General features: G+C 67.7%; 24 protein-coding genes and 1 tRNA gene. 7 read left to right on the forward strand and 18 right to left on the reverse strand.

Features of this window, described 5'->3' with window-relative positions; translation table 11 throughout:
* Nucleotides 1-9: 9 nt before the first annotated feature.
* Both AC1D29_RS00900 and AC1D29_RS00905 read right to left on the reverse strand, forming a co-directional pair.
* Nucleotides 10-912 (reverse strand): PEP-CTERM sorting domain-containing protein, encoded by a 903-nt coding sequence (locus AC1D29_RS00900; RefSeq protein ID WP_477893829.1) that lies wholly within the window; start codon nt 910-912, stop codon nt 10-12.
* Between the two features lie 173 nt (nt 913-1,085).
* Nucleotides 1,086-1,907 carry an alpha/beta hydrolase gene (locus tag AC1D29_RS00905; protein ID WP_477893831.1) on the reverse strand — a complete coding sequence of 274 codons (822 nt, stop codon included), beginning with the start codon at nt 1,905-1,907 and terminating at the stop codon, nt 1,086-1,088.
* Nucleotides 1,908-2,246: 339 nt separating this feature from the next.
* Here AC1D29_RS00905 and AC1D29_RS00910 point away from each other — a divergent pair, with 339 nt between their 5' ends.
* The 3 genes from AC1D29_RS00910 to AC1D29_RS00920 all read left to right on the forward strand — a co-directional run bounded on the left by AC1D29_RS00910 (nt 2,247) and on the right by AC1D29_RS00920 (nt 3,877).
* Nucleotides 2,247-2,504, forward strand: coding sequence for an AbrB/MazE/SpoVT family DNA-binding domain-containing protein (locus AC1D29_RS00910; RefSeq protein ID WP_477893833.1), 258 nt, complete (start codon nt 2,247-2,249; stop codon nt 2,502-2,504).
* Nucleotides 2,501-2,896 (forward strand): PIN domain-containing protein, encoded by a 396-nt coding sequence (locus tag AC1D29_RS00915; protein WP_477893835.1) that lies wholly within the window; start codon nt 2,501-2,503, stop codon nt 2,894-2,896. Before AC1D29_RS00910 ends, AC1D29_RS00915 begins: the two co-directional genes overlap by 4 nt.
* 279 nt (nt 2,897-3,175) lie before the next feature.
* On the forward strand, nt 3,176-3,877 hold the full coding sequence (locus tag AC1D29_RS00920; RefSeq protein ID WP_477893837.1) for a hypothetical protein: 702 nt from the start codon (nt 3,176-3,178) through the stop codon (nt 3,875-3,877).
* Between the two features lie 11 nt (nt 3,878-3,888).
* On the opposite strand, the gene ureC is transcribed toward AC1D29_RS00920, so the two are convergent.
* The 16 genes from ureC to apbC form a co-directional block, all read right to left on the reverse strand.
* Nucleotides 3,889-5,607 carry an urease subunit alpha gene (gene ureC / locus AC1D29_RS00925; RefSeq protein ID WP_477893839.1) on the reverse strand — a complete coding sequence of 573 codons (1,719 nt, stop codon included), beginning with the start codon at nt 5,605-5,607 and terminating at the stop codon, nt 3,889-3,891.
* Nucleotides 5,604-5,909: an urease subunit beta gene (locus AC1D29_RS00930; protein ID WP_310325508.1), complete on the reverse strand. Its 306-nt coding sequence runs from the start codon at nt 5,907-5,909 to the stop codon at nt 5,604-5,606. Before AC1D29_RS00930 ends, ureC begins: the two co-directional genes overlap by 4 nt.
* Nucleotides 5,909-6,070 carry a hypothetical protein gene (locus tag AC1D29_RS00935; protein WP_477893841.1) on the reverse strand — a complete coding sequence of 54 codons (162 nt, stop codon included), beginning with the start codon at nt 6,068-6,070 and terminating at the stop codon, nt 5,909-5,911. Before AC1D29_RS00935 ends, AC1D29_RS00930 begins: the two co-directional genes overlap by 1 nt.
* A gap of 2 nt (nt 6,071-6,072) precedes the next feature.
* Nucleotides 6,073-6,375, reverse strand: coding sequence for an urease subunit gamma (locus tag AC1D29_RS00940; RefSeq protein WP_056195107.1), 303 nt, complete (start codon nt 6,373-6,375; stop codon nt 6,073-6,075).
* A gap of 10 nt (nt 6,376-6,385) precedes the next feature.
* Entirely contained in the window at nt 6,386-6,970 is a 585-nt protein-coding gene (locus AC1D29_RS00945; protein ID WP_477893843.1) for a nitroreductase family protein, read from the reverse strand.
* Nucleotides 6,967-7,836: a putative selenate ABC transporter substrate-binding protein gene (locus tag AC1D29_RS00950; protein WP_477893845.1), complete on the reverse strand. Its 870-nt coding sequence runs from the start codon at nt 7,834-7,836 to the stop codon at nt 6,967-6,969. Before AC1D29_RS00950 ends, AC1D29_RS00945 begins: the two co-directional genes overlap by 4 nt.
* A 32-nt stretch (nt 7,837-7,868) precedes the next feature.
* Nucleotides 7,869-8,249 (reverse strand): DsrE family protein, encoded by a 381-nt coding sequence (locus AC1D29_RS00955; RefSeq protein ID WP_477893847.1) that lies wholly within the window; start codon nt 8,247-8,249, stop codon nt 7,869-7,871.
* Entirely contained in the window at nt 8,246-8,680 is a 435-nt protein-coding gene (locus AC1D29_RS00960) for a glycine cleavage system protein H (protein ID WP_477894404.1), read from the reverse strand. The genes AC1D29_RS00955 and AC1D29_RS00960 overlap by 4 nt, the downstream gene beginning before the upstream one ends.
* Before the next feature lie 150 nt (nt 8,681-8,830).
* Nucleotides 8,831-8,926, reverse strand: a tRNA-Sec gene (locus AC1D29_RS00965).
* A gap of 4 nt (nt 8,927-8,930) precedes the next feature.
* Nucleotides 8,931-10,874, reverse strand: a complete 1,944-nt coding sequence (gene selB, locus AC1D29_RS00970) for a selenocysteine-specific translation elongation factor (protein ID WP_477893849.1) — start codon at nt 10,872-10,874, stop codon at nt 8,931-8,933.
* Nucleotides 10,871-12,295, reverse strand: coding sequence for an L-seryl-tRNA(Sec) selenium transferase (gene selA, locus AC1D29_RS00975; protein WP_477893851.1), 1,425 nt, complete (start codon nt 12,293-12,295; stop codon nt 10,871-10,873). Before selA ends, selB begins: the two co-directional genes overlap by 4 nt.
* Nucleotides 12,295-13,290, reverse strand: coding sequence for a formate dehydrogenase accessory protein FdhE (gene fdhE / locus AC1D29_RS00980; RefSeq protein WP_477893853.1), 996 nt, complete (start codon nt 13,288-13,290; stop codon nt 12,295-12,297). Before fdhE ends, selA begins: the two co-directional genes overlap by 1 nt.
* Nucleotides 13,287-13,922, reverse strand: coding sequence for a formate dehydrogenase subunit gamma (locus AC1D29_RS00985; RefSeq protein WP_477893855.1), 636 nt, complete (start codon nt 13,920-13,922; stop codon nt 13,287-13,289). Before AC1D29_RS00985 ends, fdhE begins: the two co-directional genes overlap by 4 nt.
* Before the next feature lie 12 nt (nt 13,923-13,934).
* Nucleotides 13,935-14,849: a formate dehydrogenase subunit beta gene (gene fdxH, locus AC1D29_RS00990; protein ID WP_477893857.1), complete on the reverse strand. Its 915-nt coding sequence runs from the start codon at nt 14,847-14,849 to the stop codon at nt 13,935-13,937.
* Nucleotides 14,850-14,860: 11 nt separating this feature from the next.
* Nucleotides 14,861-17,932, reverse strand: coding sequence for a formate dehydrogenase-N subunit alpha (gene fdnG, locus AC1D29_RS00995; RefSeq protein WP_477893859.1), 3,072 nt, complete (start codon nt 17,930-17,932; stop codon nt 14,861-14,863).
* A 177-nt stretch (nt 17,933-18,109) separates the two neighbouring features.
* Nucleotides 18,110-19,204: an iron-sulfur cluster carrier protein ApbC gene (apbC, locus tag AC1D29_RS01000; RefSeq protein WP_477893861.1), complete on the reverse strand. Its 1,095-nt coding sequence runs from the start codon at nt 19,202-19,204 to the stop codon at nt 18,110-18,112.
* 116 nt (nt 19,205-19,320) lie between these two features.
* Here apbC and AC1D29_RS01005 point away from each other — a divergent pair, with 116 nt between their 5' ends.
* The 4 genes from AC1D29_RS01005 (at nt 19,321) to AC1D29_RS01020 (ending at nt 25,342) form a co-directional block, all read left to right on the forward strand.
* On the forward strand, nt 19,321-20,229 hold the full coding sequence (locus AC1D29_RS01005) for a DUF3034 family protein (RefSeq protein WP_477893863.1): 909 nt from the start codon (nt 19,321-19,323) through the stop codon (nt 20,227-20,229).
* Nucleotides 20,230-20,237: 8 nt separating this feature from the next.
* Nucleotides 20,238-20,672: a group I truncated hemoglobin gene (locus AC1D29_RS01010; protein ID WP_477893865.1), complete on the forward strand. Its 435-nt coding sequence runs from the start codon at nt 20,238-20,240 to the stop codon at nt 20,670-20,672.
* Nucleotides 20,673-20,749: 77 nt separating this feature from the next.
* Nucleotides 20,750-22,972, forward strand: a complete 2,223-nt coding sequence (locus AC1D29_RS01015; RefSeq protein WP_477893867.1) for a TonB-dependent receptor plug domain-containing protein — start codon at nt 20,750-20,752, stop codon at nt 22,970-22,972.
* A 132-nt stretch (nt 22,973-23,104) separates the two neighbouring features.
* Nucleotides 23,105-25,342: a LamG-like jellyroll fold domain-containing protein gene (locus AC1D29_RS01020; protein ID WP_477893869.1), complete on the forward strand. Its 2,238-nt coding sequence runs from the start codon at nt 23,105-23,107 to the stop codon at nt 25,340-25,342.
* Nucleotide 25,343 lies beyond the last annotated feature (1 nt).

Raw genomic sequence — 25,343 nt, forward strand, 5'->3', positions numbered from 1 at the left:
AGCAGCCCGTCAACCCGCCGACGTGTATTGACGGCGGCGAGCCCGCCGCGCCAGCAGCGGCAGCCCGGTCAGCAGCAGCCACGCCGAGGCCGGCTCGGGCACTGCTGAGGTGGCATAGGTGAAGCCGTTGCTGTTTTGCAGCGTGACACCCAGCGACGGGTCCAGGCCGCCCATGTAGAGATGCACGGAGTTGCCGTAGTTGGAACTGTTGTTGCGCCCATTGAGCACGTTGGCAGGCCCCCAGGCGGTCGAGAACATTCGCGCATAGGCCGCCAGCCCGTAGACGACCTGGAACCTGTCACCTACCTTGGTGTTGTAGGTCGTCTCGTAGTCCTCCAACGAGTCGCCGCCCACCGGGAAGTCGTTCGACACCCCCACCCGCTGAACGAACGCGTTGACGCCGAAGTTCATCCAGCCACCGCCGGTCCCGCTCACGTCCATCGTCATCTTGACCGTCACGGGGCTGCCAACAGGCAACACGGACGATTGCACGGTCACGAAATCGGTCAACTGCACGAAGGAGCGCGCACCGATGGTGACGTTGTTGCCGCCGGCGCCCTGGATCTGAACGAAGTTGGAGGCGTGAAGCTGGCCGAAATCCGCAAACGCCCGTGCAGTGCCGTTCATCACGAAGTTCGGCACCTGTGAGACGTTGCCGTTGTCGAACGTTGAACGGATGTGGGTCACCGTCCCGGTGTCCAGCGTCGGCGAGCCCAGGCTGATGGTCCGCGAGAAGGACACGCACTCCGTCGTCAGGGTGCTGCCCGGCGTGCAGATGGTGGGATTGGTGACGACGTTGTCCGCGCTCGTGCTGCGGAGGAACGCCTCCACCTGGACGGTGGCCGCCATGGCTGAAAGCGACATCGTCAGCCACGACGCGGCCACAATTCCTCGAAGGCATCTGGTAGGCATGGCGTCTCCTTGTGCGGTGACCCAACGCTACGCGCCCGCCCGACGGCCGTCAGCCCCTAAAACCGGCTGATCCATGGCGGGCTCGGAATACGTCTGTACGACGAAGGCGTCGCATGGAGGCGCCGACCGAGCGGGCGCCCTTCACCGGCACCCCATGTCGCGCTCGGTTTCGTTCACTCGATCAGGTCGATCGCCCAATCGAACGATGGCTTGCCGACGTCGTTGTGCGCGACGTTGAAGTCCTTGCGATCGATTCGCAGGCCCATAAAGGCCCGGGCCTTGTAGCGCGCCTCGTAGTCGATCACGTCGCGCACATTGCCAGGTGCATTCGCACTCGTCAGGATCAGGTGAACGGCCAAGCGGCTGCTGGCCGCGAAGCGAGCGTCCTCGTCCTGGATGTTCTTGGCCGTCAGCGCCCAGAAGGAACCGTCGAACAGCAGGTAGTTGCTGAAGAACGGCTTGGCCACGTCTTCGGTACTCAGCATCACAGAGCCCAGCAACGCGCCATAGGAAGTGCCGGTGTAGGTGCGAACCTCCGTCGTGCGGTAGCTGGCCTCGATCAGAGGCACCAGTTCCTCCCGCAGAAAGCGGGCATAGGCCGGCGCGCCGTTCACGCTGTAGTCGACAGCCCGGCGGTCAGGCTCGGGGCCACCCTGCTCGATGCTCACCAGAATCATGGCCTTGCGGTGTTGGTCCAGCATTCTGGAGAACGCCCGAAAGCTCCATTGGCCGTCGGTCGCGTACATCACCGGGTAGCTCTTGCCCGAGGTCGCGTAGTTTTCGGGCAGGTAGACGTGATACGGGTAGGTGATGCCGGTGATTTTGGATGCGATGGACTTATCGCGCGCCAGCGTACCGGCGTAGACATAGGCGGGCGCCGACGCGGCCGAAGCGGGCGACTGACTGGCGACGACCGGCGTCAGGCCGATCATCCCGCCGCTGCTGCCGCCGGCGCAGGCGGACACGAGGCAAGCGAGGCTCAGGAGCAGCGACATCAACGCGGGCATGACATTTCTAAAGGCTCGCTATGGTTGAGATATCTCCGCGCCCTCTCAGCGGCGCGGCATTGTCAGCCCGACCAGCCGCGACACCACCGCTGCCATGTAGCCCATGACGACGACCATCCGGGCTGGTCAAGGCGCGGGCGACGATGAGACCACACCAACCAACCGGGCTCTCGAATTGGCTTGTCGGGGTAGGTGGCCGCTGTGGCTCCCGAGGACTTGGGGAGGAGGTTGAAACATGAGGCGTGACCCCGGCTTTCACGAGCAAGAGGCTTTGCGTCAAATTCCTTACTCGCATACCATGTAAGGCATCAACAGCAAGGAGTTGCCATGCTCGCCACTCTCACCAGCAAGGGGCAGGTCACTTTGCCCAAGGAAATCCGTGATCGGCTCGGCCTGGATGCCGGGTCGACGTTGGACTTTGAACTGATGGCGGACGACACCATCACCGTGCGCGCCATCAAGCCCAATGCGCTGCGCCTGCGTGGGCTGTTGAAGTCGCCTCACTCTGCGTCGCTGTCGGTGGAAGACATGGACGCCGGCATTGCCGCACAGCTGCGAGGCAAGCACACGAAGGCCAAGCGGTGATCGGGCTCGACACGAATGTGCTGTTGCGCCTGTGGCTGAACGACGACCCGGTACAGGCGCCACGCGTCGAAGCCCTGCTGAGTGAACACGGCCAAGGCATGGGCTCATTGCTCGTGACCGACGTGGTGTTGGCAGAGGCGCTGTGGGTGCTGGCGTCGGCCTATGAGCAGGACAAGGCCGCCCAGCTTGCGGCCGTGCACAGCCTGTTGGACGAGCCCGCGTTTTGCTTCGAGCACCGCGATGCGGTCGCGGTGGCGGCCAACCTGTTCGCGAAAGCGTCGTGCGGGTTCTCGGACTGTCTGATTGCGGCCAAGCACCAGCAGCTGGGCTGCGAGTTCACGGCCACGTTCGACCGGCGGATGGCGAAGTTGCCGGGGGTGCGAGTCATTTGAAGCGGCTGGCGTCGAACCAACGCCAGGTCATGCACTCTTGAATTGGCGTTGTAGGTGCAGATGGTCGCGGTGGTTGCCGAAGACTTGGGGAGCGGGTTGAAATTTGAGACCTGCCCCCGGCCTCTGCGGCACGTCGTGAGCAGGTGCAGGAGCGGGCAGATGCTTAGCCACGGGGTGCCTCGCGTAACGGAGACTTGGCACTGGCAAATTCGCGCCCCGCAGACGCTGATGCACCGTCGAGTGATTCGGCGTGGGTCGTACAAATTTAGAGAAAGGCGAATGATGAGACAAGAATTTCTAGAAGCTTTTGAGACATATGGAAATGACTATCTCAATGTGGCCAAGCAAATCTGCCGAATCACCTTAGGCGAAATTGACCACGAGCAGCCCGGCTTTACCGACGAAAATATCGAAACAATGATCGAAGCGGACACCGTTTTAGACACCATATTCACCAATTGGGACGCCGCTCCGGTCAATTATGTTAAGACCTCATCTCCCAACAGCAAAATGGCGGCCATTTACAACGCCATTCAAAAGCTTACGTCAGATATTGAAAAAATCGAAGCCAAGGAACAGCAGTCCATAGTCGCATCACAGGTGCTGATGGCAATGGGAAAGCAGTTCCACTACGAGTTTTCCCAAGGCGATATTGAGCGAGTGCAGCAGCTTGTGAACGAGTTGCGCAACTGGCTTGTCCAATGCGGCGACATCACTGAAGAGCACCGCCAGAGAATCCTAAGGAGACTTGAGCGCTTGCAAGCCGAGATACACAAGAAGACTTCAGACTTAGACCGGCTTTGGGGCCTTATTGGCGATGCCGGTGTAGCGCTTGGAAAATTCGGGAAGGAGGCAAAACCTTTTGTGGATCGCATCCGAGAATTAACTCAAATCGCTTGGCGCACCCAAAGTCGCGCGGAAGAGCTTCCGTCAAGCAGCGAACCGCCGCAGATTGGTTGGGATCAGGGCGCCGAAGGCTAAATTAAAGCTGTTTAAAACAAGAAATACCTCTGCGCCATCGGCAGCTCCTTCGCCGGTTCGCAGGTCAGCAGCACGCCGTCCGCCCTCACTTCATAGGTCTGCGCGTCGATCTCCATCACCGGCAGGTAGTTGTTGAGCAGCATGTCGGCCTTCTTGACCGAGCGGCAGCCCTTCACCGGTACCAGCGTCTTGGCAAGGCCCAGCTTCTCGACGTTGACCTGGCCGGCCTGGCTGACAAACGTCAGCGAGCCCTGCTGCAGGGCCGCGCCGAAGCTGCCGAACATCGGCCGGTAGTGCACCGGCTGCGGCGTCGGAATGGAAGCATTCGCGTCGCCCATCGCGGCGGCGGCGATGAAGCCGCCTTTCAGGATGAGCGACGGCTTCACGCCGAAGAAGGCGGGCTTCCACAGCACGAGGTCGGCCCACTTGCCGACTTCAATCGAACCGACCTCGTGGCTGATGCCGTGGGCCAGCGCGGGGTTGATGGCGAGCTTGGCGAGGTAGCGCTTCACGCGGGCGTTGTCGTTGCCGGCGCCGTCTCCTGGCAAGGCGCCGCGCTGCACCTTCATCTTGTGCGCCGTCTGCCAGCAACGCAGGGAAACCTCGCCCACACGGCCCATGGCCTGGGAGTCGGACGAGAACATGCTGATGGCGCCGAGGTCGTGCAGGATGTCTTCGGCGGCGATGGTCTCGCGGCGGATACGGCTTTCGGCAAAGGCCAGGTCTTCGGCGATGCCGGCGTCCAGGTGGTGGCAGACCATCAGCATGTCGAGGTGCTCGTCCAGCGTGTTGACGGTGAACGGCCGCGTCGGGTTGGTGGAGCTGGGCAGCACGTTGGCCTCGCCCACCACGCGCATGATGTCCGGCGCATGGCCTCCGCCCGCGCCTTCGGTGTGGAAGCTGTGGATGGTGCGGCCCTTGAAGGCGGCAATCGTGTCCTCGACGAAGCCGCTTTCGTTGAGCGTGTCGGTGTGGATGGCGACTTGCGTGTCGGTCAGCTCGGCCACGTTCAGGCAGTTGTCGATGGCCGCGGGCGTGGTGCCCCAGTCCTCGTGCAGCTTCAGGCCGATGGCGCCGGCGTCGATCTGCTGCATCAGGCCTTCGGGTCGCGACGCATTGCCCTTGCCCATGAATCCGAGGTTCATCGGGAAGGCCTCGGCCGCCTTCAGCATCGTGGCGATGTGGTGGGGCCCGGGCGTGCAGGTGGTGGCCAGCGTGCCGGTGGCGGGGCCGGTGCCGCCGCCGATCATGGTGGTCACGCCGCTCATCAGCGCTTCTTCGATCTGCTGCGGGCAGATGAAGTGGATGTGGGTGTCGATGGCGCCGGGCGTGACGATGAAGCCCTCGCCCGCAATGATCTCGGTACCTGGGCCGATGACGATGTCCACGCCGGGCTGCATGTCGGGGTTGCCGGCCTTGCCGATGGCCGCGATGCGGCAGCCGCGCAAGCCGATGTCGGCCTTGACGATGCCCCAGTGGTCGAGGATGACGACGTTGGTGATGACGGTGTCCACCGCATCGCCGGGGCCGCGACCGTTGATGCGCTGGGACTGGCCCATGCCGTCGCGCACGGTCTTGCCGCCGCCGAATTTCACTTCCTCGCCGTAGCCGCCGGCACGCAGCGTCAGGTCTTGTTCGATCTCGATGACGAGGGCGGTGTCGGCCAGGCGCAGCTTGTCGCCGACGGTGGGGCCGAGCATCTCGGCGTAGGCACGGCGGCTGATCTTCATAGCTTGCCTTGCACGAGGCCGCGGAAGCCCCAGACGGCGCGGTCGCCGCCCAGGTCGACGAGTTCGACGGTGCGCGTCTGCCCGGGCTCGAAGCGCACCGCCGTGCCGCTGCAGATGTTGAGGCGCATGCCGCGCGCGGCCTCGCGGTCGAAGCCCAGCGCCGCGTTGGTCTCGGCGAAGTGGTAGTGCGAGCCGACCTGGATGGGCCGCGTGCCGGTGTTGGCGACCTTCAGCGTCAGCGTGCGCCGGCCGGGGTTGAGTTCGTGCTCGCCCTCTGCAGTGATCAGCTCGCCCGGGATCATCACTTGCGGCCCTTGGTCAGCCACCAGATCGCGACCGCCGCCGCGGCGACGAGCGCTAGCGTGCCGGTGCCATCCCAGCCGTGCAGGTGCGGGCCGGCGGGGCCGTGGCCGTCGTGGGCAAGGGCCGGGGTGGCGATCAGGAGCAGTGCAAGTGCGCGCATGGTCAGGCAATCGGTTGGTGGACGGTGACCAGCTTGGTGCCGTCGGGAAAGGTGGCTTCGACCTGGATCTCGGGAATCATCTCGGCGATGCCGTCCATGACGTCGGCCCGGGTCAGGATCTCGCGGCCCTCGCTCATCAGCTGCGCGACGGTCTTGCCGTCGCGGGCGCCTTCGAGGATGGCGGCGCTGATGAAGGCGACGGCCTCCGGGTAGTTCAGCTTCAAGCCACGCGCACGGCGCCGCTCGGCAAGCAATGCAGCCGTGAACAGCAGCAGCTTGTCTTTCTCTCTAGGTGTGAGTTCCATAAGCGAACTGTCACTTGCAAGGCGGGTGCCAGTCGATCAGCACCTGCCCGGGGTCGGGCTTGCGGGCGAGGCCGGTCGGTGTGCGCACCGGTGTGCCCAGTGCGATCCAGCCCACCAGCGTCTCGCCGGGCTCGCAAAACGCCGCCGCGATGGCCGGGTTGCGCACCTTGGCGCCGCTGAGCATCTTGCCGCCGAAGCCCAGCAGATGCGCGGCCATCAGGAAGTTGCTGATCGCGCCGCCGACGGCCGCCCATTGCTCGTGGGCCGGCACCTGCGGGTGGCCCAGATCGATGCGGGCGACGACGGCGACCGTCATCGGTGGCCGCAGCGCCCGCTCGGCGTCCAGCGCCGCACCGTCGTCGCCCTTGCCGGCGGCGCGGGCCGCGTCGGCAAACAGGGCAGCCATGCCCTCTTTGGCGGCGTCACGCACCAGCTTGAATCGGTAAGGCACCAGTTCGGCGTGGTCGGGGGCGCGCAAGGCAGCCTGCGTCATCAGCGCGAGCTGCTCGTCACTCGGTCCCGGCTCGACGAGGTGCTTGGGGCCGACCGAATAACGCGTCAGCAACGCGTCCAGGCCGGCCGGCAGCACACTCACTTCAGCAACCCGGCGTTCTCGGCAGCGGCCTTGATGCCGTTGTAGTTGTCCGGCTTGCTCGGGATGAACCTGGTGGCGCGCTGCAGGCCCAGGATTTCCTTGCCCTGCGGCGTGGCCGGGTCCAGCGCCAGGAAGGCGGCCTTGATCTTCTCGCGCAGCGCCTCGGGCATGTCGGCGTGCACCGACCAGTTGTAGTCGAAGTAAGGCGGCGTCGTGTAGAACACCTTGACGGCGGCCGGGTCCACCTTCTTCTCGGTGACGAACTTCTCCCAGACCGAGATGTTCAGCGCGCCGGCATCCACCTTGCCGCTGGCAACGGCGGCGATGGTGGCGTCGTGCGCGCCGCTGAAGGCCACGCGCTTGAGGTCCACGTCGGGGTTGATCTTGGCCGCCAGCAGGAAGCTGCGCGGCATCAGGTGGCCGGAGGTGCTGCTGGCCGAGCCGAAGGACAGCGTCTTGCCCTTCAGGTCTTCCAGCTTGTTGATGCTGCTCTTGGCGTCGGTGATGAAGACGGAGCGGAACTTCTCGTCCTCCTCGCGCTGCACCAGCGGCAGGATCTTGCCGCCCGAGCGCACGTTGGCCTGCACGTAGGTGAAGCCGCCGAACCAGGCCAGGTCGATCTTCTTGTTGACGACCGTTTCCACGGCAGCGGCGTAGTCCGTCACAGGCGTCCACTCGACCTTCATGCCCAGCTTGCTCTCCAGGTAGGCGCCCAGCGGCGCGAACTTGCGCGCCAGCTCCGTGGGCGACTCGTCGGGGATGGCGGTGACGCGCAGCACTGCTTGAGCCTGGGCCGCCGCGGCCACGAGCGACAGCGACAACACCACACCGCGCGCCAGACCGGCGACGACACGAGAGAGAGCCATGTGATTTCTCCTGAGGAGGTTGATTGAGGGGGTCAGAACACCAGCGTGGCCCACGCCGAATGCGCGGCGCGGGAGGCGTATTGAACCGCACCGCCGTGACGGCGGCCGGCCGGGATCAGATCGTCATGCGTCAGCCCCTGGGCCGCCAGCGCATCGGAGCAGGCGAAGAAGCGTGCACCGTGTGCCAGCGCATCCTGCATCCAGTCGGCGATGGACTTGTCGAAGCGGTCGGACGCGCGCAGCGCTTCGGCGACGCCGGGCTTGAGCAGCAGCACGGCGCGCGCCGAGAAATAGACCTCGACCTGCATCTCCAGCGCCGCCGCCGCGGCCGCATGGGCAAAGGGCGTGGCCAGCCGCACCGGGTCGTCGGGGTCGGCTGCCCAGAGCAGGATGGCCAGGCCGGTTCGCTTCATGAGCCGGCATCCAGCTTGTTGAGCCAGGCCCAGCGCGTCAGCGCCTCGCGGATGGCCGCCTCACCGATGGCCAGCGCGGCCTTCTCGGCGTCCAGCCGCGACGGCGCCAGTTCGACCAGCCAGCCCTGCTCATAGGGTGACCGATGGACCAGTTCGGGCTGTTCCTCCAGCGCCTCGTTGACCCGCGTGACGACGCCGGACAGCGGCGACTTGACCGCCACGATGGACTTGGCCAGCTCCACCACGCCCAGCGAGCGCCCCTGCTCGATCTCGCTGCCCACGGATTTGGGGCGGCACATGTAGATGTCGCCCGAAGCCTTCAGGCCGAGGGCCGTGATGCCGATGCGGACATGGCCGCCGGCCAAGGGCTGGGCCCAGGTCTGGTCGTCGGGCCAGAGCCAGAAGTCAGGCGGCATCGCGCTCGAAGCCATGTTCACCATGCCAGCCCTACTGCGCAGCCCACGAGCGTGGGATCGCCGTCGCGAGCGGGCTCAGGTCGGTTCGAGCACCGCAGCCGTACTCTCGTACGGCAAGGAGCGCAGGGCCGAGATGTGCCCGCGCAGCAGGCGAGCCCATGCTCGTGGCGGAGGGGCGAGGGAGTCGAACCCTCCCAGCGGCGCGTGGCGCCACCCACCGGGTTTGAAGCCCGGCCGACACACCGGTGTCGTTGCCCCTCCATGTTCATGCCGCCGCCTCTGCAAACAGCGCGCTGTCCGCCCGCAGCCGGTGCTCGTCACCGACCCGCCGCAGCAGGCCCACGCGGTCGAAATGTTCCAGATGCTGGATGGCCCGCTTGCGGCCCATGCCGGTGGCGTCCCGGAAGGCGGCCGCGGTGACCTTGCCTTGCTCGGCACCCAGGCGCCGCGCGATGGTCGCGAGTGTCGTCATCGTGGCGGTGTCGCAGTACAGATCCTTCACCACCTGGTGCAGGTCCCCTTGCCGCGCCAGGCGTGCCAGCGTGGCGCGCATCAGCGGCTCGGGCTCGGCGCAGTCCTTGGCCAGGTCTCGCGCCCACGCGCCATCGGCACCCGCCAGCGCGAGGCGCGGTGCGACCTTCTGCGCGATGCGCTGCTCCACGGCCGACAGCTGCACGCCGTGCTCGGGCAGATGCACAAACGCGCCACGCAGCGCGACGCGGTCGCCGGTGCGCAGCTGATCCAGCAGCTGGCGCCACAGCGGTTCGGCCATGCGTGGTGCGACGAGGCGACGCAACCGGGCGGCATCGGGCCCGAGTTCGTCGGGGAACTGGGCGTGAAAGGCCGCCAGCTTGGCCAGCAACTGGCCCGTCAGCGCTGCACAGGCGCTGTCGCCCAGCGCCCAGCCCTGCCCGGGCTCGGCCAAGCCCTCGGCCTGCGCCCAGCGGGCCAGGTCCAGGCCCAACGGGGCCAGGGCCAGCAGGCGCTCGCGGCGCTGCGCCAGCGTGGGCAGCTCGCGGGCGGACAGCTCGGCCAGGCGCTCGGGCGTGCGGCGGTAGCGCGCCGGCGCGAAGGGGTCGAGCACGACGCCGCCGGCCAGCGTGCGGCTGGCACCGGCGTCGCGCAGCACGAAGCGGTCGCCGCGCCAGGCGCCGACGGGGGCATGGGCCAGCAGCTGCACCAGCGCCGAGCCGCCGGGCGCGATGGCCTCGCCGTCCAGCACGGCGACGCTGGCCATGACGGCCTGGGCGCCCAGGTGCAGGTGCACGCGCATGCCGGAACGCAGCGGCTTGGCTTCGCCGGGCCACAGCGTCAGGCGGGCGTCGAAGCGCTCCGTGGCCAGCGCCACGGCCGGCGCGGTGAGCCACTGGCCGCGCGGCGCCTGCTCGCGGGCCAGGCCGGCGAGGGCCACGGCGCAGCGCTGGCCGGCGCGCGCGCGCTCGACGGCGCGGTTCTGCGCATGCAGGCTCTTCACACGGGCCCGGTGGCCCTGGATGACCAGTTCGTCGCCGACCGCGATCTTGCCGCTGTGCAGCGTGCCGGTGACGACGGTGCCCACGCCGTCCAGGCTGAAGGCGCGGTCCACCGCCAGCCGCGCGGCCAGGTCCTGGCTGCTGCGCGGCGGCAGCGCACGGGCGGCGGCAAAGAGCAGTTCGCGCAGCGCATCCAGCCCCTGGCCGGTGGCTGCGGACACGGTGAGCACGGGCGCGTCGGCCAGGCCGGTGTTTTCCAGCAACGACCTCGCCTCCTCGGCCAGCGCGGCCAGGCGGTCAGCGTCGGCGCGGTCGGCCTTGGTGATGACGACGGCACCGCGGTGCAGGCCCAGCAGGCTCAGCACGGCCAGGTGCTCGCGCGTCTGCGGCATGACGCCATCGTCGGCGGCGATCAGCAGCAGCGCAAAGTCGATGCCGCTGGCGCCGGCCAGCATGGTGTGCACGAGCTTCTCGTGGCCGGGCGCGTCGATGAAGCCGATGCGATGCAGCCCCCGGCCGGAGGTACCGTCCGCCCCCCGAGGGGGCAGCGCCCCGGCTTCGGGCGGCCGGGCGCCGGGTCGCTCGTCCAGCATGGGCACATCGAGGTAGGCATAGCCCAGCTCGATGCTGATGCCGCGCGCCTTCTCTTCGGGCAGCCGGTCGGTGTCGACGCCGGTCAGCGCACGCACGAGCGTGGTCTTGCCGTGGTCGATGTGGCCGGCGGTGCCGACGATCACGTCAGCGACTCCTTGAGCACGGGCAACTGCGAGGTCAGCAGCACGGGCTCGTCGAGACAACGCATGTCCAGCACCAGGCGTTGCTCCTGCACGCGGCCAATGACCGGTCGCGGCAGCGCGCGCAGCGCCGTCGCCAGGGCTTCGAGCGTGCGGCCACGGCCATCGACCGCGGTGATCGCGAGGCCGGCGGACGGCAGGCGTTCGACGGGCAGCGAGCCGGAGCCGATCTGGCTTTGCAGCGCAACGGCTTCGACCGTGAAGCGCGGCGCGACGGCGGCCGCCATCTGGGGCAGCAGGCGCTGCGCCAGATCGGCGATCTGCGCCTGAGGTCGAGTCAGGTGCCGCAGCGTCGGCAGGTCCTGCGCCAACCGCTCCGGCCGCAGGTACAGCCGCAGCGTGGCCTCCAGCGCCGCCAGCGGCAGCTTGGACAGGCGCAGCGCACGCTTCATCGGGAACTTGCGGATGCGGTCCACGGCCGCGCGGCTGCCGACGATGAGGCCGGCCTGCGGGCCGCCCAGCAGCTTGTCGCCGCTGAAGGTCACTACATCGCAGCCGGCCTTGAGCATCTGCTGCGGCATGGGCTCGGCCGGCAGGCCGTAGGCGCTCATGTCGACCAGCGCGCCGCTGCCCAGGTCGGTCATCAGCGGCAGGCCGGCGGCGTGCGCGATGGGCGCCAGCTCGGCCTCGGACACGGCCGACGTGAAGCCCTGCACCTGGTAGTTGCTGGTGTGCACCTTGACGATGAGGCCGGTGCGCGGCGTGATGGCCTGCTCGTAGTCGCGCGGGTGGGTGCGGTTGGTGGTGCCCACCTCCACCAGCGTCGCACCGGCGGCGGTCATCACATCTGGCATGCGGAAGGCACCGCCGATCTCGACCAGCTCGCCGCGCGACACGATGGCCTCGCGACCGCCGGCCAGCGCGGCGATGCCCAGCAGCACGGCCGCGGCGTTGTTGTTGACGACCGTGGCGGCCTCGGCACCGGTGAGCTCGCACAGCAGCGCTTCGACCAGCGAGTCGCGCTCGCCGCGGCCGCCGGCTGCGAGGTCGAACTCCAGGTTGTTGGGCGAGGTCATCAGCGCCAGCACCTGCGCCAGCGCCGCGTCGGCCAGCAGCGCGCGCCCGAGGTTGGTGTGGATGACGGTGCCGGTCAGGTTGAGCACGGCGCGCATGGCTGGCCGCAGGCGGGCCTCGACGCGGGCGGCGAGCGAGCGCGGCAGCGCGTCGAGTTCGAGGCGAGAGAGCTGGCCCGCGACGGCGCGCACCCGCAAGCCGTCCAGCAGCGCCCTGGCCTCGTTGGCGACCAGCGTGTGGCCGTGCTCGGCCACCAGCGGTGCGCAGTCGCGCAGCAGCTTGTCCAGCGCCGGCAGGTCTTTCGGGACTGCCTTGGAACCGTGGACCACGGATTCGTAGGGCGTCGCCATCAGTGGCCTCGTCCAGGGGGCGAAGGTTCGTCCGGCTCGCCGAACAGCAGCAGCAGGTTCAGGCCGTGGCGCTGCAGGCCGGCCTCACCCACCAGCAGGTCCAGCGTCAGTGTGGCCAGGTCGTCGGCGACCGGCTCGATGCCATTGTCGCGCGCCGGGTGCATCAGTTTCAGGTAATGGCCGCACTCGCTGCAGCACTCGGCCTGCACGGCCGGCTGGGTCTCGGCGCCGCTGCCATCGGCGGCCGCCAGGCTCTGCAGCGAGATGCCCTTGGTGCTCTGGCAATGCGTGCACTTGATGCGCACGTAATGCCACTGCGTGGCGCACAGGCCGCAGGCGAGGTAGCGCGCGCCCTCGGAGCCCAGGCGCTCGACGGCGGCGACCGGCGGCGAGCCGCAGCAGGGGCATTGCGTCGGGTCATCGACGCGGCCGAACGGCGCCACCGGCGCGTCTGCACAGGCCGCGGCGGTCTGCCGCACCAGGCGCACCCAGTGCAGCTGCAGCCCCGCGGCGATCAGCGGCGCGGCGGCCAGGTCCAGGCCCAGCATGACGCCGGTCAACAGCCTTGCGGCCTGCAGGTCCAGGTGTTCGTCGCTGGCTTCGGCCAGCTGCAGCGCGGCCGCGCGGGCGGGGCCGGCGGCGACGTGGCGGGCCAGGTCAGCCAGCAGCGCGCGCAGCGAGTCACGCCAGACGGCCGCGCGCGGCCAGGTTTCGGCGGGCAGCAGCGGCTGGCCGGCGCGCGCGGCGGCGTCGATCTGCTGCGGCGTCGGCAACGGCACGGCCACGGACGCGGACAGGGCGCGGTGCTGCACATCGGCCAGCTCGGCGACGAAGCGCAGGAAGTCGCCCATCGCATGCCCTTCGGCCAGCGCGCGCAGCCGCAGCGCACGTTCGGCGAACACGCCGGGCTCGGGCAGGTGCAGGAAGGTCTGCTGCTCGCCGGCGCGGACGGCGATTTCTTCGGGGCTGAGGATCTTGCGGGAACTGGCGGTCATTCGGCCTGCTTCATGCCTTCGGTCATCTCGCGATGCCACAGCGGGTGATTCTGACGCGCCCAGCCCTCGGTGACGGTGCCGCGCGTCATCGCACGCACGGTGCCCTTGACCCAGATGGCGGCATAGATGTGCACGATGACGCCGATGACCAGCAGCGTGGCCGACAGCGCATGCAGCACGACGGCGATGCGGCGCGCCACGATGGGGAAGCTCTCGGCGAACCACGGCTGCCAGAAGATGAAGCCGGTGAGGACCAGCACGCCCAGGCACACCGTCATCAGCCAGAACAGTTGCTTCTGCCCGGCGTTGTAGCGGCCCACGGGCGGCATGCGGCTCTTGTCGCCGCGCAGCATCTCGCCACTGTGCTGGAGCCAGGCCCTGTCCAAGTCGTTCATCACGTTGTGGCGCCACAGCTTGACGAACAGCACGACGAAGCACAGCGCCATCGCCAGCCCCATGAAGGGGTGCAGGATGCGCGCCCAGGTGCCGCCGCCGAACAGGTTGACGAGGAAGTACAGGCTGGGGTGGAAGAACGCCAGCCCCGACAGCGCCGCGCCGAAGAAGAGCAGCACGATCAGCCAGTGGTTGGTGCGGTCGCCGGCGCTGTAGCGCTGCAGAAAGCGAGTGGCCATGATGCGCTCCCGTCAGGCGGTGGGGTGGTTCGCATCGTCGCGGGCGACGTTGCGGTCGGCTTCAGGGTCGTCCGGGTCCTCGATGGGGCCCACGCGCGTGTAGTGGAAGAAGCCCGCCACCGCCGCACCGATCATGGCCGCCACGGCCAGCGGCTTGGCCGCGCCCTTCCACAACGACACCAGCGGGCTGATCTTCGGGTCCTTGGGCAGGCCGTGGTACAGCTCGGGCTTGTCGGCATGCTGCAGCACGTAGACAACATGGGTGCCGCCCACGCCCGGCGGGTCGTACACACCCGCGTTGGCATAGCCGCGCTCCTTCAGGTCGACGACACGCTCGGCGCCGTAGTCCAGCATGTCGTCCTTGGTGCCGAAACGGATCGCGCCGGTCGGGCAGGCCTTGGCGCAGGCCGGCTCCAGGCCCACGCCGACGCGGTCGGAGCACAGGCTGCACTTGTAGGCCTTGGAGTCGGCTTTGCTGATGCGCGGCACGTCGAAGGGGCAGCCGGTCACGCAATTGCCGCAGCCGATGCAGTGCTCGGAGATGAAGTCAACGATGCCGTTGGTGTACTTGACGATGGCGCCGGGCGCCGGGCAGCTCTTCAGGCAGCCCGGGTCCTCGCAGTGCATGCAGCCGTCCTTGCGTATCAGCCACTCGAGCTTGTCCTTCTCGACCTCCACTTCCGAGAAGCGCATCACCGTCCAGCTCTGCGGCGTCAGGTCACGCGGGTTGTCGTAGGTGCCGATGTTGTCGCCCACGTCGTCGCGCAGGTCGTTCCACTGCATGCAGGCGACCTGGCAGGCCTTGCAGCCGATGCAGGAGGACACGTCGATGAGCTTGGCGACCTCGGCGACGTGCTTGCGGGCCTGGGTGGACGGGGTCGTCGTGGCCGAGCGCTTGGCGATGTCGAGAGATTGGAGTGATGACATGGCGCGCTCCCTCAGGCTTTTTCGATGTTGACGGTGAAGCTCTTGAACTCCGGCGTCTGCGTGTTCGCGTCGCCCACGAAGGGGGTCAGCGTGTTGACGAGATAGCCGGGTTTGGCGACGCCGACGAAGCCCCAGTGGTTGGGCAGGCCCACGGTGTGCACGCGCTTGCCGTCCACGTCCAGCGACGCGATGCGCTTGGTGACGACCGCCACGGCCTTGATGAAGCCGCGGTTGCTGCTGACCTTGACCCAGCCGCCGTTGTCGATGCCTTTCTCCTTGGCCAGCTCCTCGCCGATCTCGACGAACTGCTGGGGCTGGATGACGGCCGAGGTGGTGACGTTCTTGGTCCAGTAGTGGAAGTGCTCGGTCAGCCGGTAGCTGGTGGCCACGTACGGGAAGTCCTTGGGCGTGCCGAAGGCCTCCAGGTCACCCTTGAACACGCGCGCGGCCGGGTTGGACTTGGCCTTGGCGTTGCCCGGGTGCATGGGATTGGCCGCCAGCGGCGTCTCGAAGGGCTCGTAGTGCTCGGGCAGCGGGCCGTCCACCATGCCGCTGGGCGCGAACAGCCGCGCCACGCCCTCGGCCGTCATGATGAAGGGCCGCACGGCGTCTTCATCGGTCGGGTTGGCGTCGGGGCGGATGTCGGGCACGTCGGAGCCGCCCCAGCGCTCGCCGTTCCAGGCGACGAGGCGGCGCTTGCCGTTCCAGGGCTTGCCGGTCGGGTCGCAGGAGGCCGCGTTGTAGAGCACGCGCCGGTTGGCCGGCCAGGCCCAGGCCCAGTTCAGCGTCTGGCCGATGCCGTAGGGGTCGGCGTTGTCGCGCCGGGCCATCTGGTTGCCGGCCTGGGTCCAGGCGCCGGCGTAGATCCAGCAGCCCGACGACGTGCTGCCGTCGTCGCGCAGCAGACCGAAGCCGCTGAGCTGCTCGCCGGCCTTGGCCAGCACCTTGGTCGGGTCCTTGGGATCGGTGACGTCGGCCAGCGCCTTGCCGTTGTACTCCTTGGCCAGTTCCTCGGCCGAGGGGTTGGTGGGCTGCAGATAGGGCCAGGTCAGGTTGACGATGGCGTCGGGGAAGGCGCCGCCCTCCTTCACGTAGGCCGCCTTCATGCGCGTGAACAGCTCGGCAATGATCTCCGGATCGCCCTTGGCCTCGCCGGGGGGCTCGGCGCCCTTCCAGTGCCATTGCAGCCAGCGGCCGGAGTTGGTGAGCGAGCCGTCCTCCTCGGCAAAGCAGGTGCTGGGGAAGCGGAACACCGTCGTCTGGATCTCCTCGCTCTTCACGTCGTGGTGCTCGCCGTGGTTCTTCCAGAACTCGGCGGTCTCGGTGTTGAGCGGGTCGATGATGACGAGGAACTTCAGCTTGGACAGGCCGGCGACGATCTTCTTCTTGTTGGGGAAGCTGCCCACCGGGTTGAAGCCCTGGCAGATGTAGCCGTTGAGCTTGCCCTGGGCCATCAGCTCGAAGGTCTGCAGCACGTCGTACGCCTTGTCCCACTTGGGCAGGTAGTGGAAGGCCCATTGGTTGTCGACGGTCGCGGCCTTGCCCCACCAGGCCTTTTGCTGGCTGACGAAGAACTTGGGGTAGTTCTGCCAGAAGCTCATCTGGCCGGGGCGCAGCGCCTTGATCGCACGCGGCTTGTAGTAGGTCTCCAGGTCCTGCTCGCTGTCGCGCGCCAGGCTCATGTAGCCCGTGAGGGACGTGGACAGCAGGCCCAGGTCGGTCAGGCCCTGGATGTTGGAATGACCGCGCAGCGCGTTCATGCCGCCACCGGGCAGACCGATGTTGCCCAGCAGCAGCTGCATGATGGCGCCGGTGCGGATCATCTGCGAGCCCTGGCTGTGCTGCGTCCATCCCAGCGCGTACATGATGGTCATGACCTTGTCGGGCTTGGACGTCTCCGCGATCATTTCGCAGACCTTCAGGAACTTGTCCTTGGGCGTGCCGGTGATCTTGCTGACCTGCTCGGGCGTGTAGCGCGCGTAATGCGCCTTCATCACGTTGAGCACGCAGCGCGGGTGTTCCAGCGTCGGGTCGACCTTGGCGAAGCCCTTGTCATCCAGCTCGTAGCCCCAGCTCTTGTTGTCGTAGCGGCGCTTGGTCTCGTCGTAGCCGCTGAAGATGCCGGCGTCGAACTTGTAGTCCTCGCCGACGATGAAGCTGGCGTTGGTGTAGTGCTTGACGTACTCGGTCTGGATCTTGTTGTTGGCGAGCAGGTAATTGATGACGCCGCCCAGGAAGGCGATGTCAGCGCCCGCGCGGATGGGCGCGTAGTAGTCGCTCATCGCGGCCGAGCGCGTGAAGCGCGGGTCCACGACGATGAGCTTGGCCTTGTTGTGGTGCTTGGCCTCGATGACCCATTTGAAGCCGCACGGGTGGGCCTCGGCGGCATTGCCGCCCATGATGAGCACGAGGTCGGCGTTCTTGATGTCCACCCAGTGGTTGGTCATCGCACCGCGCCCAAACGTCGGGGCCAGACTGGCCACCGTCGGGGCGTGTCAAACGCGCGCCTGGTTGTCGAAGACCAGCATCCCCATCGAGCGCATCGCCTTGTGGGTGATGTAGCCCGATTCATTGGAGGACGCGGAGGCGCAGAGCATGCCGGTGGTCAGCCAGCGGTTCACTGTCTTGCCGTCGGCGTTGGTCGCCTGGAAGTTGGCGTCGCGGTCGGCCTTCATCAGCTTGACCAGGCGGCCCATCGCGTCGTCCCAGCTGACGCGCTTCCACTCGGCGCTGCCGGGCTCGCGGACCTCCGGGAACTTCAGCCGGTTGGGGCTGTGCACGAAGTCCAGCAGGCCGGCGCCCTTGGGGCACAGCGTGCCGCGGTTGACCGGGTGGTCAGGGTCGCCCTCGATGTGGATGATGGACGATGTGACGTTCTTCGCCTTGTCGCCCAACGAATACATGATGACGCCGCAGCCCACCGAGCAGTAGGGGCAGGTGTTGCGGGTCTCGGTCGCCCGGGCGAGTTTGAAGTTGCGCGCTTCGGCGAGAGCCGCCGTCGGCGAAAACCCCAAGGCCACGAGGCTGGATGCTGCCAGCCCCGCACCGCTCACCCGGAAGAACTGCCTCCGGTTCATGTCCATTCGGCTGTCTCCTGCGGGCTCAGCGCCCGCTCTTGTGCAGGAACGAAACAAGTGGCCGCCAATGGCCACCGCGTCTCGATTTCTTCACAAAGGAGAGCCCTTGTCCAGGGAGGGCATTCCAGGGGGACTGGCGCGCTCGGACATTCGCGCGCCGTCAGCGCGGCGTCAGGTGACGCCTCAGGTCGACTTGGAGATGGCGATGCTCGGGAACTTGGCCGAGTAGTCCTTGGACTGCGCCGCGATCTTGGACGCGACCTTGCGCGCCAGCGCCTTGTAAAGCGCGGCGACTTCGCCGTCCGGCTCGGCCGCGACCGTGGGCGTGCCGGAGTCGGCCTGGGCGCGGATGCTCATGGCCAACGGCAGCGAGGCCAGCAGCTCGGTGCCGTACTGCTCGGCCATCTTCTGGCCACCCTCGGCGCCGAAGATGTGCTCCGCGTGGCCGCAGTGGCTGCAGATGTGCACGGCCATGTTCTCGACGATGCCCAGGATGGGGATGCCCACCTTCTCGAACATCTTCAGGCCCTTCTTGGCGTCGATCAGGGCGATGTCCTGCGGCGTCGTGACGATGACGGAACCGGTCACCGGCACACGCTGCGACAGCGTGAGCTGGATGTCGCCGGTGCCGGGCGGCATGTCGACGATGAGGTAGTCCAGGTCCTGCCAGCGGGTCTGGCGCAGCAGCTGCTCCAGCGCCTGCGTGGCCATGGGGCCGCGCCAGATCATGGCCTGGTCGTCGTCGACGAGGAAGCCGATGGAATTGACCTGCAGGCCGTGGGCGATGTGCGGCTCCATGTTCTGGCCGTCCAGCGTCTCGGGGCGGCCGCTGGCGCCCAGCATCAGCGGCTGGCTGGGGCCGTAGACGTCGGCGTCCAGCACACCCACCTTCGCACCCTCGGCCGCCAGCGCCAGCGCCAGGTTGGCCGCCGTCGTGCTCTTGCCGACACCGCCCTTGCCCGAGGCGACGGCAATGATGTTCTTGACGCCCGGCAGCAGCTGCACGCCGCGCTGCACCGCGTGGGCGACGACCTTGGTCGAGATGGCCACGCTGACATTGCCGACGCCAGGCAGCTGCCTGGCCGCGGCAATCAGCGCCGCGCGCAGCGCCGCATGCTGGCTGGCTGCCGGATAGCCCAGCTCGACATCGATGACGACGTCGCCGCCGTCGACCTTGACCGACTTGATCGCCTTGGCCTCGCCCAATGCGCGGCTGCTGCCGGGGTCGACAACGGCTTGCAGCAGGGGTTGCAGCAGGGCTTCGGAAATCACGGTCATGGGCGGCAAGAGTTCACTGAAACAGGCCTTGCAGTCTAGCCCGCGCCCCGTTTGCATCCAGCCGGCGGGCTTTGTGCGTAGAGTCCAACGGCCTTCCCCACACGCCGGAGATTCCCATGCGCCGCCCCGCCCTTTCGCTCGCCACCGGGCTCGCAGCCACCTTGCTCGGCGCTCAGGCCGTGGCCCAGTCGGGCGGCGGCAAGCTGCTGTTGACGGGTGGCGTGTCCAGCATCGATGGTGCCGCCGGCGGTGGCCTGACGCCCTGGGCCGTGACCGGCAGCTACGCGACCCAGGGCGAGATCGGCGGCACCGCCTTCGTCACCCGCGCCAAGACCGGCAACTACGGGCTGTGGACCTACGGCGCGGCGCTGTCGCTGTACGACCGCGTCGAACTGACGCTGGCCAAGCAGGACTTCGACACCGAAAGCAACCTCAGCGCCCTGGGCCTTGACGGCCTGCACCTGAAGCAGGACATCCTGGGCGCCAAGGTCCGCATTGCCGGCGACGCGGTGCTGGACAGCGACACGCTGATGCCGCAGATCGCCATCGGCCTGGAGCACAAGAAAGCCCACGTCGGCAACCTCGGCCCGACGCTGTTCGGCCCGCTGGGCGCCAAGGACTCGGGCACGGACTTCTATGTCAGCGCCACCAAGCTGTTCCTGGCCGAGGGCGTGCTCGTCAACCTGACGCTGCGTGCCACCAAGGCCAACCAGAACGGGCTGCTGGGCTTTGGCGGCGCGCAGAGCAGCAGCGTCAAGATCCAGCCGGAGTTCTCCATCGCCAAGCTGCTGGCCAAGAACCTGGCCATCGGCGTCGAGTTCCGCGCCAAGCCGGACAACCTGAACCAGTCCATCCTCGGCGCGGGTGCGCTGAAGGAGGACGACTGGAAGGACGTCTTCATCGCCTGGGCCCCCAGCAAGCATGTGTCGCTGACGGCCGCCTGGGTGGATCTGGGCCGCATCGCGCCCGCGGTGCAGCCCAAGCGCCAGACGGGCGGCTACCTGTCCGCGCAATTCGCCTTCTAGGAGCCCCTATGCGTTTCACCGCCCTTGCCGGCCTGCTGCTCGCCGGCGCCGCCGCCTTCGCCCAGACGCCGCCGGCCAACGACAGCATCTACCAGGCCTGGGGCGGCAAGGCCGGCATCCGCGCCGTCATGGATGACTTCGTGCCGCGCCTGTTTGCCGACCCGCGCACGGCGCCGTTCTTCAAGAACGCCAACCGCGACAACCTGGTGACCCAGCTGACCGAGCAGCTCTGCCAGGAAGCCGGTGGCCCCTGCCGCTACAGCGGCGCGCCGATGAAGCTGGTGCACCAGGACCTGGACATCGCCCGGCGCGACTTCAACGCACTGGTGGAGATCCTGCAGCAGTCCATGGACGCCAAGGGCATCGCCTTCAGCGCGCAGAACGGCATGCTGGCGCGGCTGGCGCCCATGCACCGCGAAGTGGTCACGAAACTGAGCGAATAGCAGCAGCGCCTGTAAAGAAAGCTTTCGTTCACCACCCCGCCACAAGCCCGCACAGGCCTTCTGGCAAGCTGCCGGCCATGCGACTTCTCCGAATTCCCGCGGTCGCCGCGCTGGTGGCCTGCGCTGGCGTGCCCGCCGCTTTTTCCCAGACTGCCCCCACACCGCCAGCCGAGGCGGCTTCCGTGCCGGCCGCCAAATCAGCCGCCAAACCGGGTGAACAGCTCAAGCGCGTCGAGGTCACCGGCACGGCCAGCGACGAGTCCATCCGCAGGGCCTCCACGGCCAGCAAGATCGTCATCACGCGCGAGGAGATCGAGAAGTTCGGTGATTCCACGGTGGGCGAGGTGCTCAAGCGCCTGCCCGGCGTGACGACCGGCGGCCGCCCGGGCCGCGGCGGCGACGTGCGCATGCGCGGCATGGGCGGCGGCTACACGCAGATCCTCGTCAACGGCGAGCGCATGCCGCCCGGTTTCTCGCTGGACCAGCTGCCCCCCGAGCAGGTCGAGCGCATCGAGGTGCTGCGCGCGCCCACCGCCGAGTACGGCGCGCGCGCGATGGCCGGCACCATCAACGTGGTGCTGCGCGAGGCGCTGAAGAAGACTCTCAACGAGTTCCGCGCCGGCTTCGGTGTGGAGCGCGGCAAGCTCAGCCCTGGCATCAGCTGGAGCCGCAACGACACCTTCGGCGAGGGGCATGCGTACAACATCAGCGTGAATGCGCTGCGCGGCGAGCGTGTCGACGACACCATCAGCGACACCGTGACGCGCACGCTGGCCACCGGCAACGAGTTGCTGCAGACCACCCGCGGCCGCACCGAAGACACGCGCCAGGGCATCAACCTCACGGGCCGCGTGCAGCTCAAGCTCAGTGGCACGGACAGCCTGGCCCTGCAGCCCTTCATCGTCACGAACAAGTCCGAAGGCCACGCGTCCATCCTGCGCACCAATGACAGCTACGACCGCGCCGACACGGCCAGCGACAACCGGTTCACGATGGCGCGGCTGAACGCGCAGTGGCAGAGCCGCCCGAGCAGCCAGACACGCATCGAGCTGCGCGGCGGCGTGGGCCGCGTCTCGGGCGACAGCCACAGCCTGCGCCAGGAAACCGGCACCATCAACCGCACGCAGGAAGACAGCACCGACAGCAGCGGCCGCAACTGGAACCTGGTCGGCAAGCTGTCGCGCAGCCTGGAGAACGACCACAGCCTCGTGTTCGGCGTCGAGGGCGAGGGCAACACGCAGCACCAGAACCGCATGACGCTCGTCAACGGCGCGCCGCAGGCCGGCCTGGGCGACTTCGGTGACGACCTGGATGCGTCGACAACCCGCTTCGCCGCCTATGCGCAGGACGAATGGACCATCGGCAAGCAATGGGACTTCTATGCCGGCCTGCGCTGGGAGGGTATCGAGACCACCAGCAGCGCCGCCAACTATGACGTCAGCAACCGCTCCAGCGTCTTCACGCCGCTGGCGCATGCGCGCTACAAGCTCGACCCGAATGGCAAGGAAGCCATCCGCGCCAGCCTGACGCGCAGCTACCGCAGCCCGCAAGTGCAGGACCTGATCGCGCGGCCCAGCATCAACAGCTCGGTGCCTCACCAGGCCAACACGCCCGACCGCGCCGGCAACCCCGACCTCAAGCCGGAACTGGCCACCGGTTTCGAGATCGGCTACGAGAAGTACCTCAGCAAGGGTGGACTGCTGAGCGCGAACCTCTTCGCGCGACGTATCACCAACCTGATGCGCAACGTCACCAGCATCACACCGGAGACGGTGCCCTGGAGCCCGACGCCGCGCTACGTCTCGCGGCCGCGCAACATCGGCGACGCCACCACGACCGGGCTGGAGCTGGAGGCCAAGTTCCGGCTTGACGAGTACTTCGCGGACGCACTGCCTGTCAACGTTCGCACAAACGTCAGCTTCTTCAGATCCAAGGTCCAGGACATCCCGGGGCCCAACAACCGGTTGGACGCACAGCCCAAGGGCACGGCGAATCTGGGCTTCGACTACCGGCTGCGTTCAGTGCCGCTGTCCATCGGCGCGTCGCTGAACTGGACGCCGGTGACCGTCATCCAGCAGTCGCTGACGACCGAGGTGACGACCAGCCGCAAGGCCGTGACCGATGCCTTTGCGCTGTGGAACTTCACGCCGGAGCAGTCTGTGCGGCTGTCAGCCAGCAACATGACGCCGCTGGACTACTTCACGGGCAGCGTCATCAACACGGGCGACCAGCTCATCACAACCAACGGCGGTGGGCCCAGCTATACGCAGTGGCAGTTGAGGTGGGAAATGAAGATCTGACTGGCACGACCAGCCGAACATCGATACCGCCGTTGCAGCAAGTCGACGCTCGAGGTCACAGAATGAAACGGTAACCGTACTGATGCGGCCGCCAACCAAGAATGCGTCGCGCCGCAAGGCGCCTGCAAAGACTTGGATACGGGCAACCCCATCGTGATGGACTTCGACTTCGACGCGTGGCTCGCGTCCACCCGCAACCGCCGCCAATGGATGCAACTGACGCTGCTGGGCAGCAGTGCCGCGCTGGGACTGGCCGGATGCGGTTCCAGCAGTTCCAGCGGCAGCGCCGAGACGACCGCGGCGGGAGACAACGGCAGCGCCGCCACCAGTGGCGGTAGCACCGCGGCCACAACCGCAACGCCCCCTCCCGCGCGAGTCTTCAAGCACCCGGGTTTGCTGCACACGGAGGCCGATTTCACCCGCATGCGCACTCAGCTCGCGGCTGACCGCGAGCCCTGGGTCGGTGGCTACCGGGCGCTGATGTCCAGCAGCCGCGCGCAACTGGGCCGCGACCCGCAGCCGCTGGCGACGGTGGTGCGCGGCGGCGACGGCGAGAACTTCCGCGCCATGGTCGAAGACGTCCAGCGCGCCTACCAGCTGGCGCTGCGCTGGAAGGTTTCCGGCGACAAGGCCTATGCCGACCAGGCGGTGCGCTATGTGAACGCCTGGGTCACGACGATGACGACGCTGACGGGCAACGCCGATCGCTTCCTGGCCGCCGGCATCTACGGCTACCAATGGGCCAACGCCGCGGAGATCCTGCGCACCTACCCCGGCTGGCAAGCCAGCGACGTCGCCGCCTGCCAGCAGTGGCTGTTGACGCACTTCTACCCGTTGACCAGCAGCTTCCTGAAGGATCACAGCGGCGCCAACATCACCAACTACTGGGCCAACTGGGACCTCGTCAGCCTTGTCGGCCTGCTGTCCATCGGCGTCTTCAGCGACCGCGTCGACATCTACCAGGAGGCACTCGACTATTTCAGCAACGGCCGTGGCAACGGCGCGTCCCAGCACATGGTCTACGCACGCCATGCGGGTCATCTCGGGCAATGGCAGGAAAGCGGCCGTGACCAGGGGCACGCGACGCTGAGCCTGGGCATGGCGGGCTACCTGTGCGAGATGGCCTGGAACCAGGGCGACGACCTGTACGGCCTGGACGACAACCGGCTGCTCGCCGGTGCCGAGTACGTCGCCAAGTCCAACTTGCGCGACACCGGGGGCGGCTTCTACACGCTGCCTTTCTACGCCTACAGCAACCGACAAGGCACGTTCACGGCGGTGTCCGATGGCGGGCGACCGAACTTGCGCCCCTGCTGGGAGACGATCTACAACCACTACGTCAAGCGCAAGGGCCTGGCCGCGCCCTGGATCAGCGCGTTGGCCGCGCAGATCCGGCCCGAGGGCAATACCTGGGGTGGCGACGACCTCAGCTTCGGCACGCTGACGTATTCGCGGGACGCCGATGTGTCGCGCTCGCCCCCGGCGAGCCTGCAGGCCATCGTGCGCGGCGGTGCAGCGCAGCTGTCGTGGTGGGGCAGTGCGGACGCCGCGGCCCACGCCGTCATGCGCGCCGCCGCCGGCTCCAACGACTTCACCGAGCTGGGTCGCATCAAGGCGGGCGAGCTGAATACCTGGACGGACGCGTCGGCATCCCAAGGTCGGTGGCAGTATCAGGTCCGTGCGCTCGACGCCACCGGCGGGGTGCTGGCGACTTCGGTCGCCACGACCGTCGACCTGGACGCGCCGCTGCTGCTGAGCCTGCCGCTCGACGACGGTCAGGGCCTGGTGGCCCGCGACGCGAGCGGCCGCGGCCTGCAAGGCGAGCTCAAGGGCGCGGCATCCTGGGGCGCGGGTCGCCGCACCGGCACGCAGGCGCTGACGCTTGATGGCGCCTCCGGCCACCTGGCGCTGCCGGCGGGCATGCTGGTCGGCGTTGGCGACGTCACGCTGTCATCCTGGGTGTGGTGGAACGGCGTGAACAAGGGCAATGCTCGCGTCTTCGACTTCGGCTCGACCGACATCACCTACCTGGCCCTGCTGGTGAGTGCCGACGCGATGCGGGTGAGCATCACCAACACCAGCTATTTCGGCGAGCAGACAGTCTCGACCGGTCCGCTGGCCCAGGCGCGCTGGGTGCATCTGGCCGTCACGCTGCGAGACCGGACCTGCACGCTCTACCTGGACGGCGCGGCGACGGCCACGATCGACACCATGGACCTGGCGCCCTACCAGCTCGGCCGCACGGGGCAGAACTGGCTTGGCCGCGCGCAGTACGGGCAGGATCCTTACTTCAACGGCCGGCTGCAGGACTTCCGCATCTACGGCGGCGCGCTGAATGCCACGCAGGTCCGAGCGCTGACCCTGGCCTGAG

The sequence above is a fragment of the Roseateles sp. P1_C6 genome (assembly GCF_056406315.1).

Bases quoted from the DNA above. Each gene is read 5' to 3' on its own strand.
- AC1D29_RS00900 (WP_477893829.1), bottom strand. From the start codon at position 912: ATGCCTACCAGATGCCTTCGAGGAATTGTGGCCGCGTCGTGGCTGACG.
- AC1D29_RS00905 (WP_477893831.1), bottom strand. From the start codon at position 1,907: ATGTCGCTGCTCCTGAGCCTCGCTTGCCTCGTGTCCGCCTGCGCCGGC.
- AC1D29_RS00910 (WP_477893833.1), top strand. From the start codon at position 2,247: ATGCTCGCCACTCTCACCAGCAAGGGGCAGGTCACTTTGCCCAAGGAA.
- AC1D29_RS00920 (WP_477893837.1), top strand. From the start codon at position 3,176: ATGATGAGACAAGAATTTCTAGAAGCTTTTGAGACATATGGAAATGAC.
- ureC (WP_477893839.1), bottom strand. From the start codon at position 5,607: ATGAAGATCAGCCGCCGTGCCTACGCCGAGATGCTCGGCCCCACCGTC.
- AC1D29_RS00930 (WP_310325508.1), bottom strand. From the start codon at position 5,909: ATGATCCCGGGCGAGCTGATCACTGCAGAGGGCGAGCACGAACTCAAC.
- AC1D29_RS00935 (WP_477893841.1), bottom strand. From the start codon at position 6,070: ATGCGCGCACTTGCACTGCTCCTGATCGCCACCCCGGCCCTTGCCCAC.
- AC1D29_RS00940 (WP_056195107.1), bottom strand. From the start codon at position 6,375: ATGGAACTCACACCTAGAGAGAAAGACAAGCTGCTGCTGTTCACGGCT.
- AC1D29_RS00950 (WP_477893845.1), bottom strand. From the start codon at position 7,836: ATGGCTCTCTCTCGTGTCGTCGCCGGTCTGGCGCGCGGTGTGGTGTTG.
- AC1D29_RS00955 (WP_477893847.1), bottom strand. From the start codon at position 8,249: ATGAAGCGAACCGGCCTGGCCATCCTGCTCTGGGCAGCCGACCCCGAC.
- AC1D29_RS00960 (WP_477894404.1), bottom strand. From the start codon at position 8,680: ATGGCTTCGAGCGCGATGCCGCCTGACTTCTGGCTCTGGCCCGACGAC.
- selA (WP_477893851.1), bottom strand. From the start codon at position 12,295: ATGGCGACGCCCTACGAATCCGTGGTCCACGGTTCCAAGGCAGTCCCG.
- fdhE (WP_477893853.1), bottom strand. From the start codon at position 13,290: ATGACCGCCAGTTCCCGCAAGATCCTCAGCCCCGAAGAAATCGCCGTC.
- AC1D29_RS00985 (WP_477893855.1), bottom strand. From the start codon at position 13,922: ATGGCCACTCGCTTTCTGCAGCGCTACAGCGCCGGCGACCGCACCAAC.
- fdxH (WP_477893857.1), bottom strand. From the start codon at position 14,849: ATGTCATCACTCCAATCTCTCGACATCGCCAAGCGCTCGGCCACGACG.
- apbC (WP_477893861.1), bottom strand. From the start codon at position 19,204: ATGACCGTGATTTCCGAAGCCCTGCTGCAACCCCTGCTGCAAGCCGTT.
- AC1D29_RS01005 (WP_477893863.1), top strand. From the start codon at position 19,321: ATGCGCCGCCCCGCCCTTTCGCTCGCCACCGGGCTCGCAGCCACCTTG.
- AC1D29_RS01010 (WP_477893865.1), top strand. From the start codon at position 20,238: ATGCGTTTCACCGCCCTTGCCGGCCTGCTGCTCGCCGGCGCCGCCGCC.
- AC1D29_RS01015 (WP_477893867.1), top strand. From the start codon at position 20,750: ATGCGACTTCTCCGAATTCCCGCGGTCGCCGCGCTGGTGGCCTGCGCT.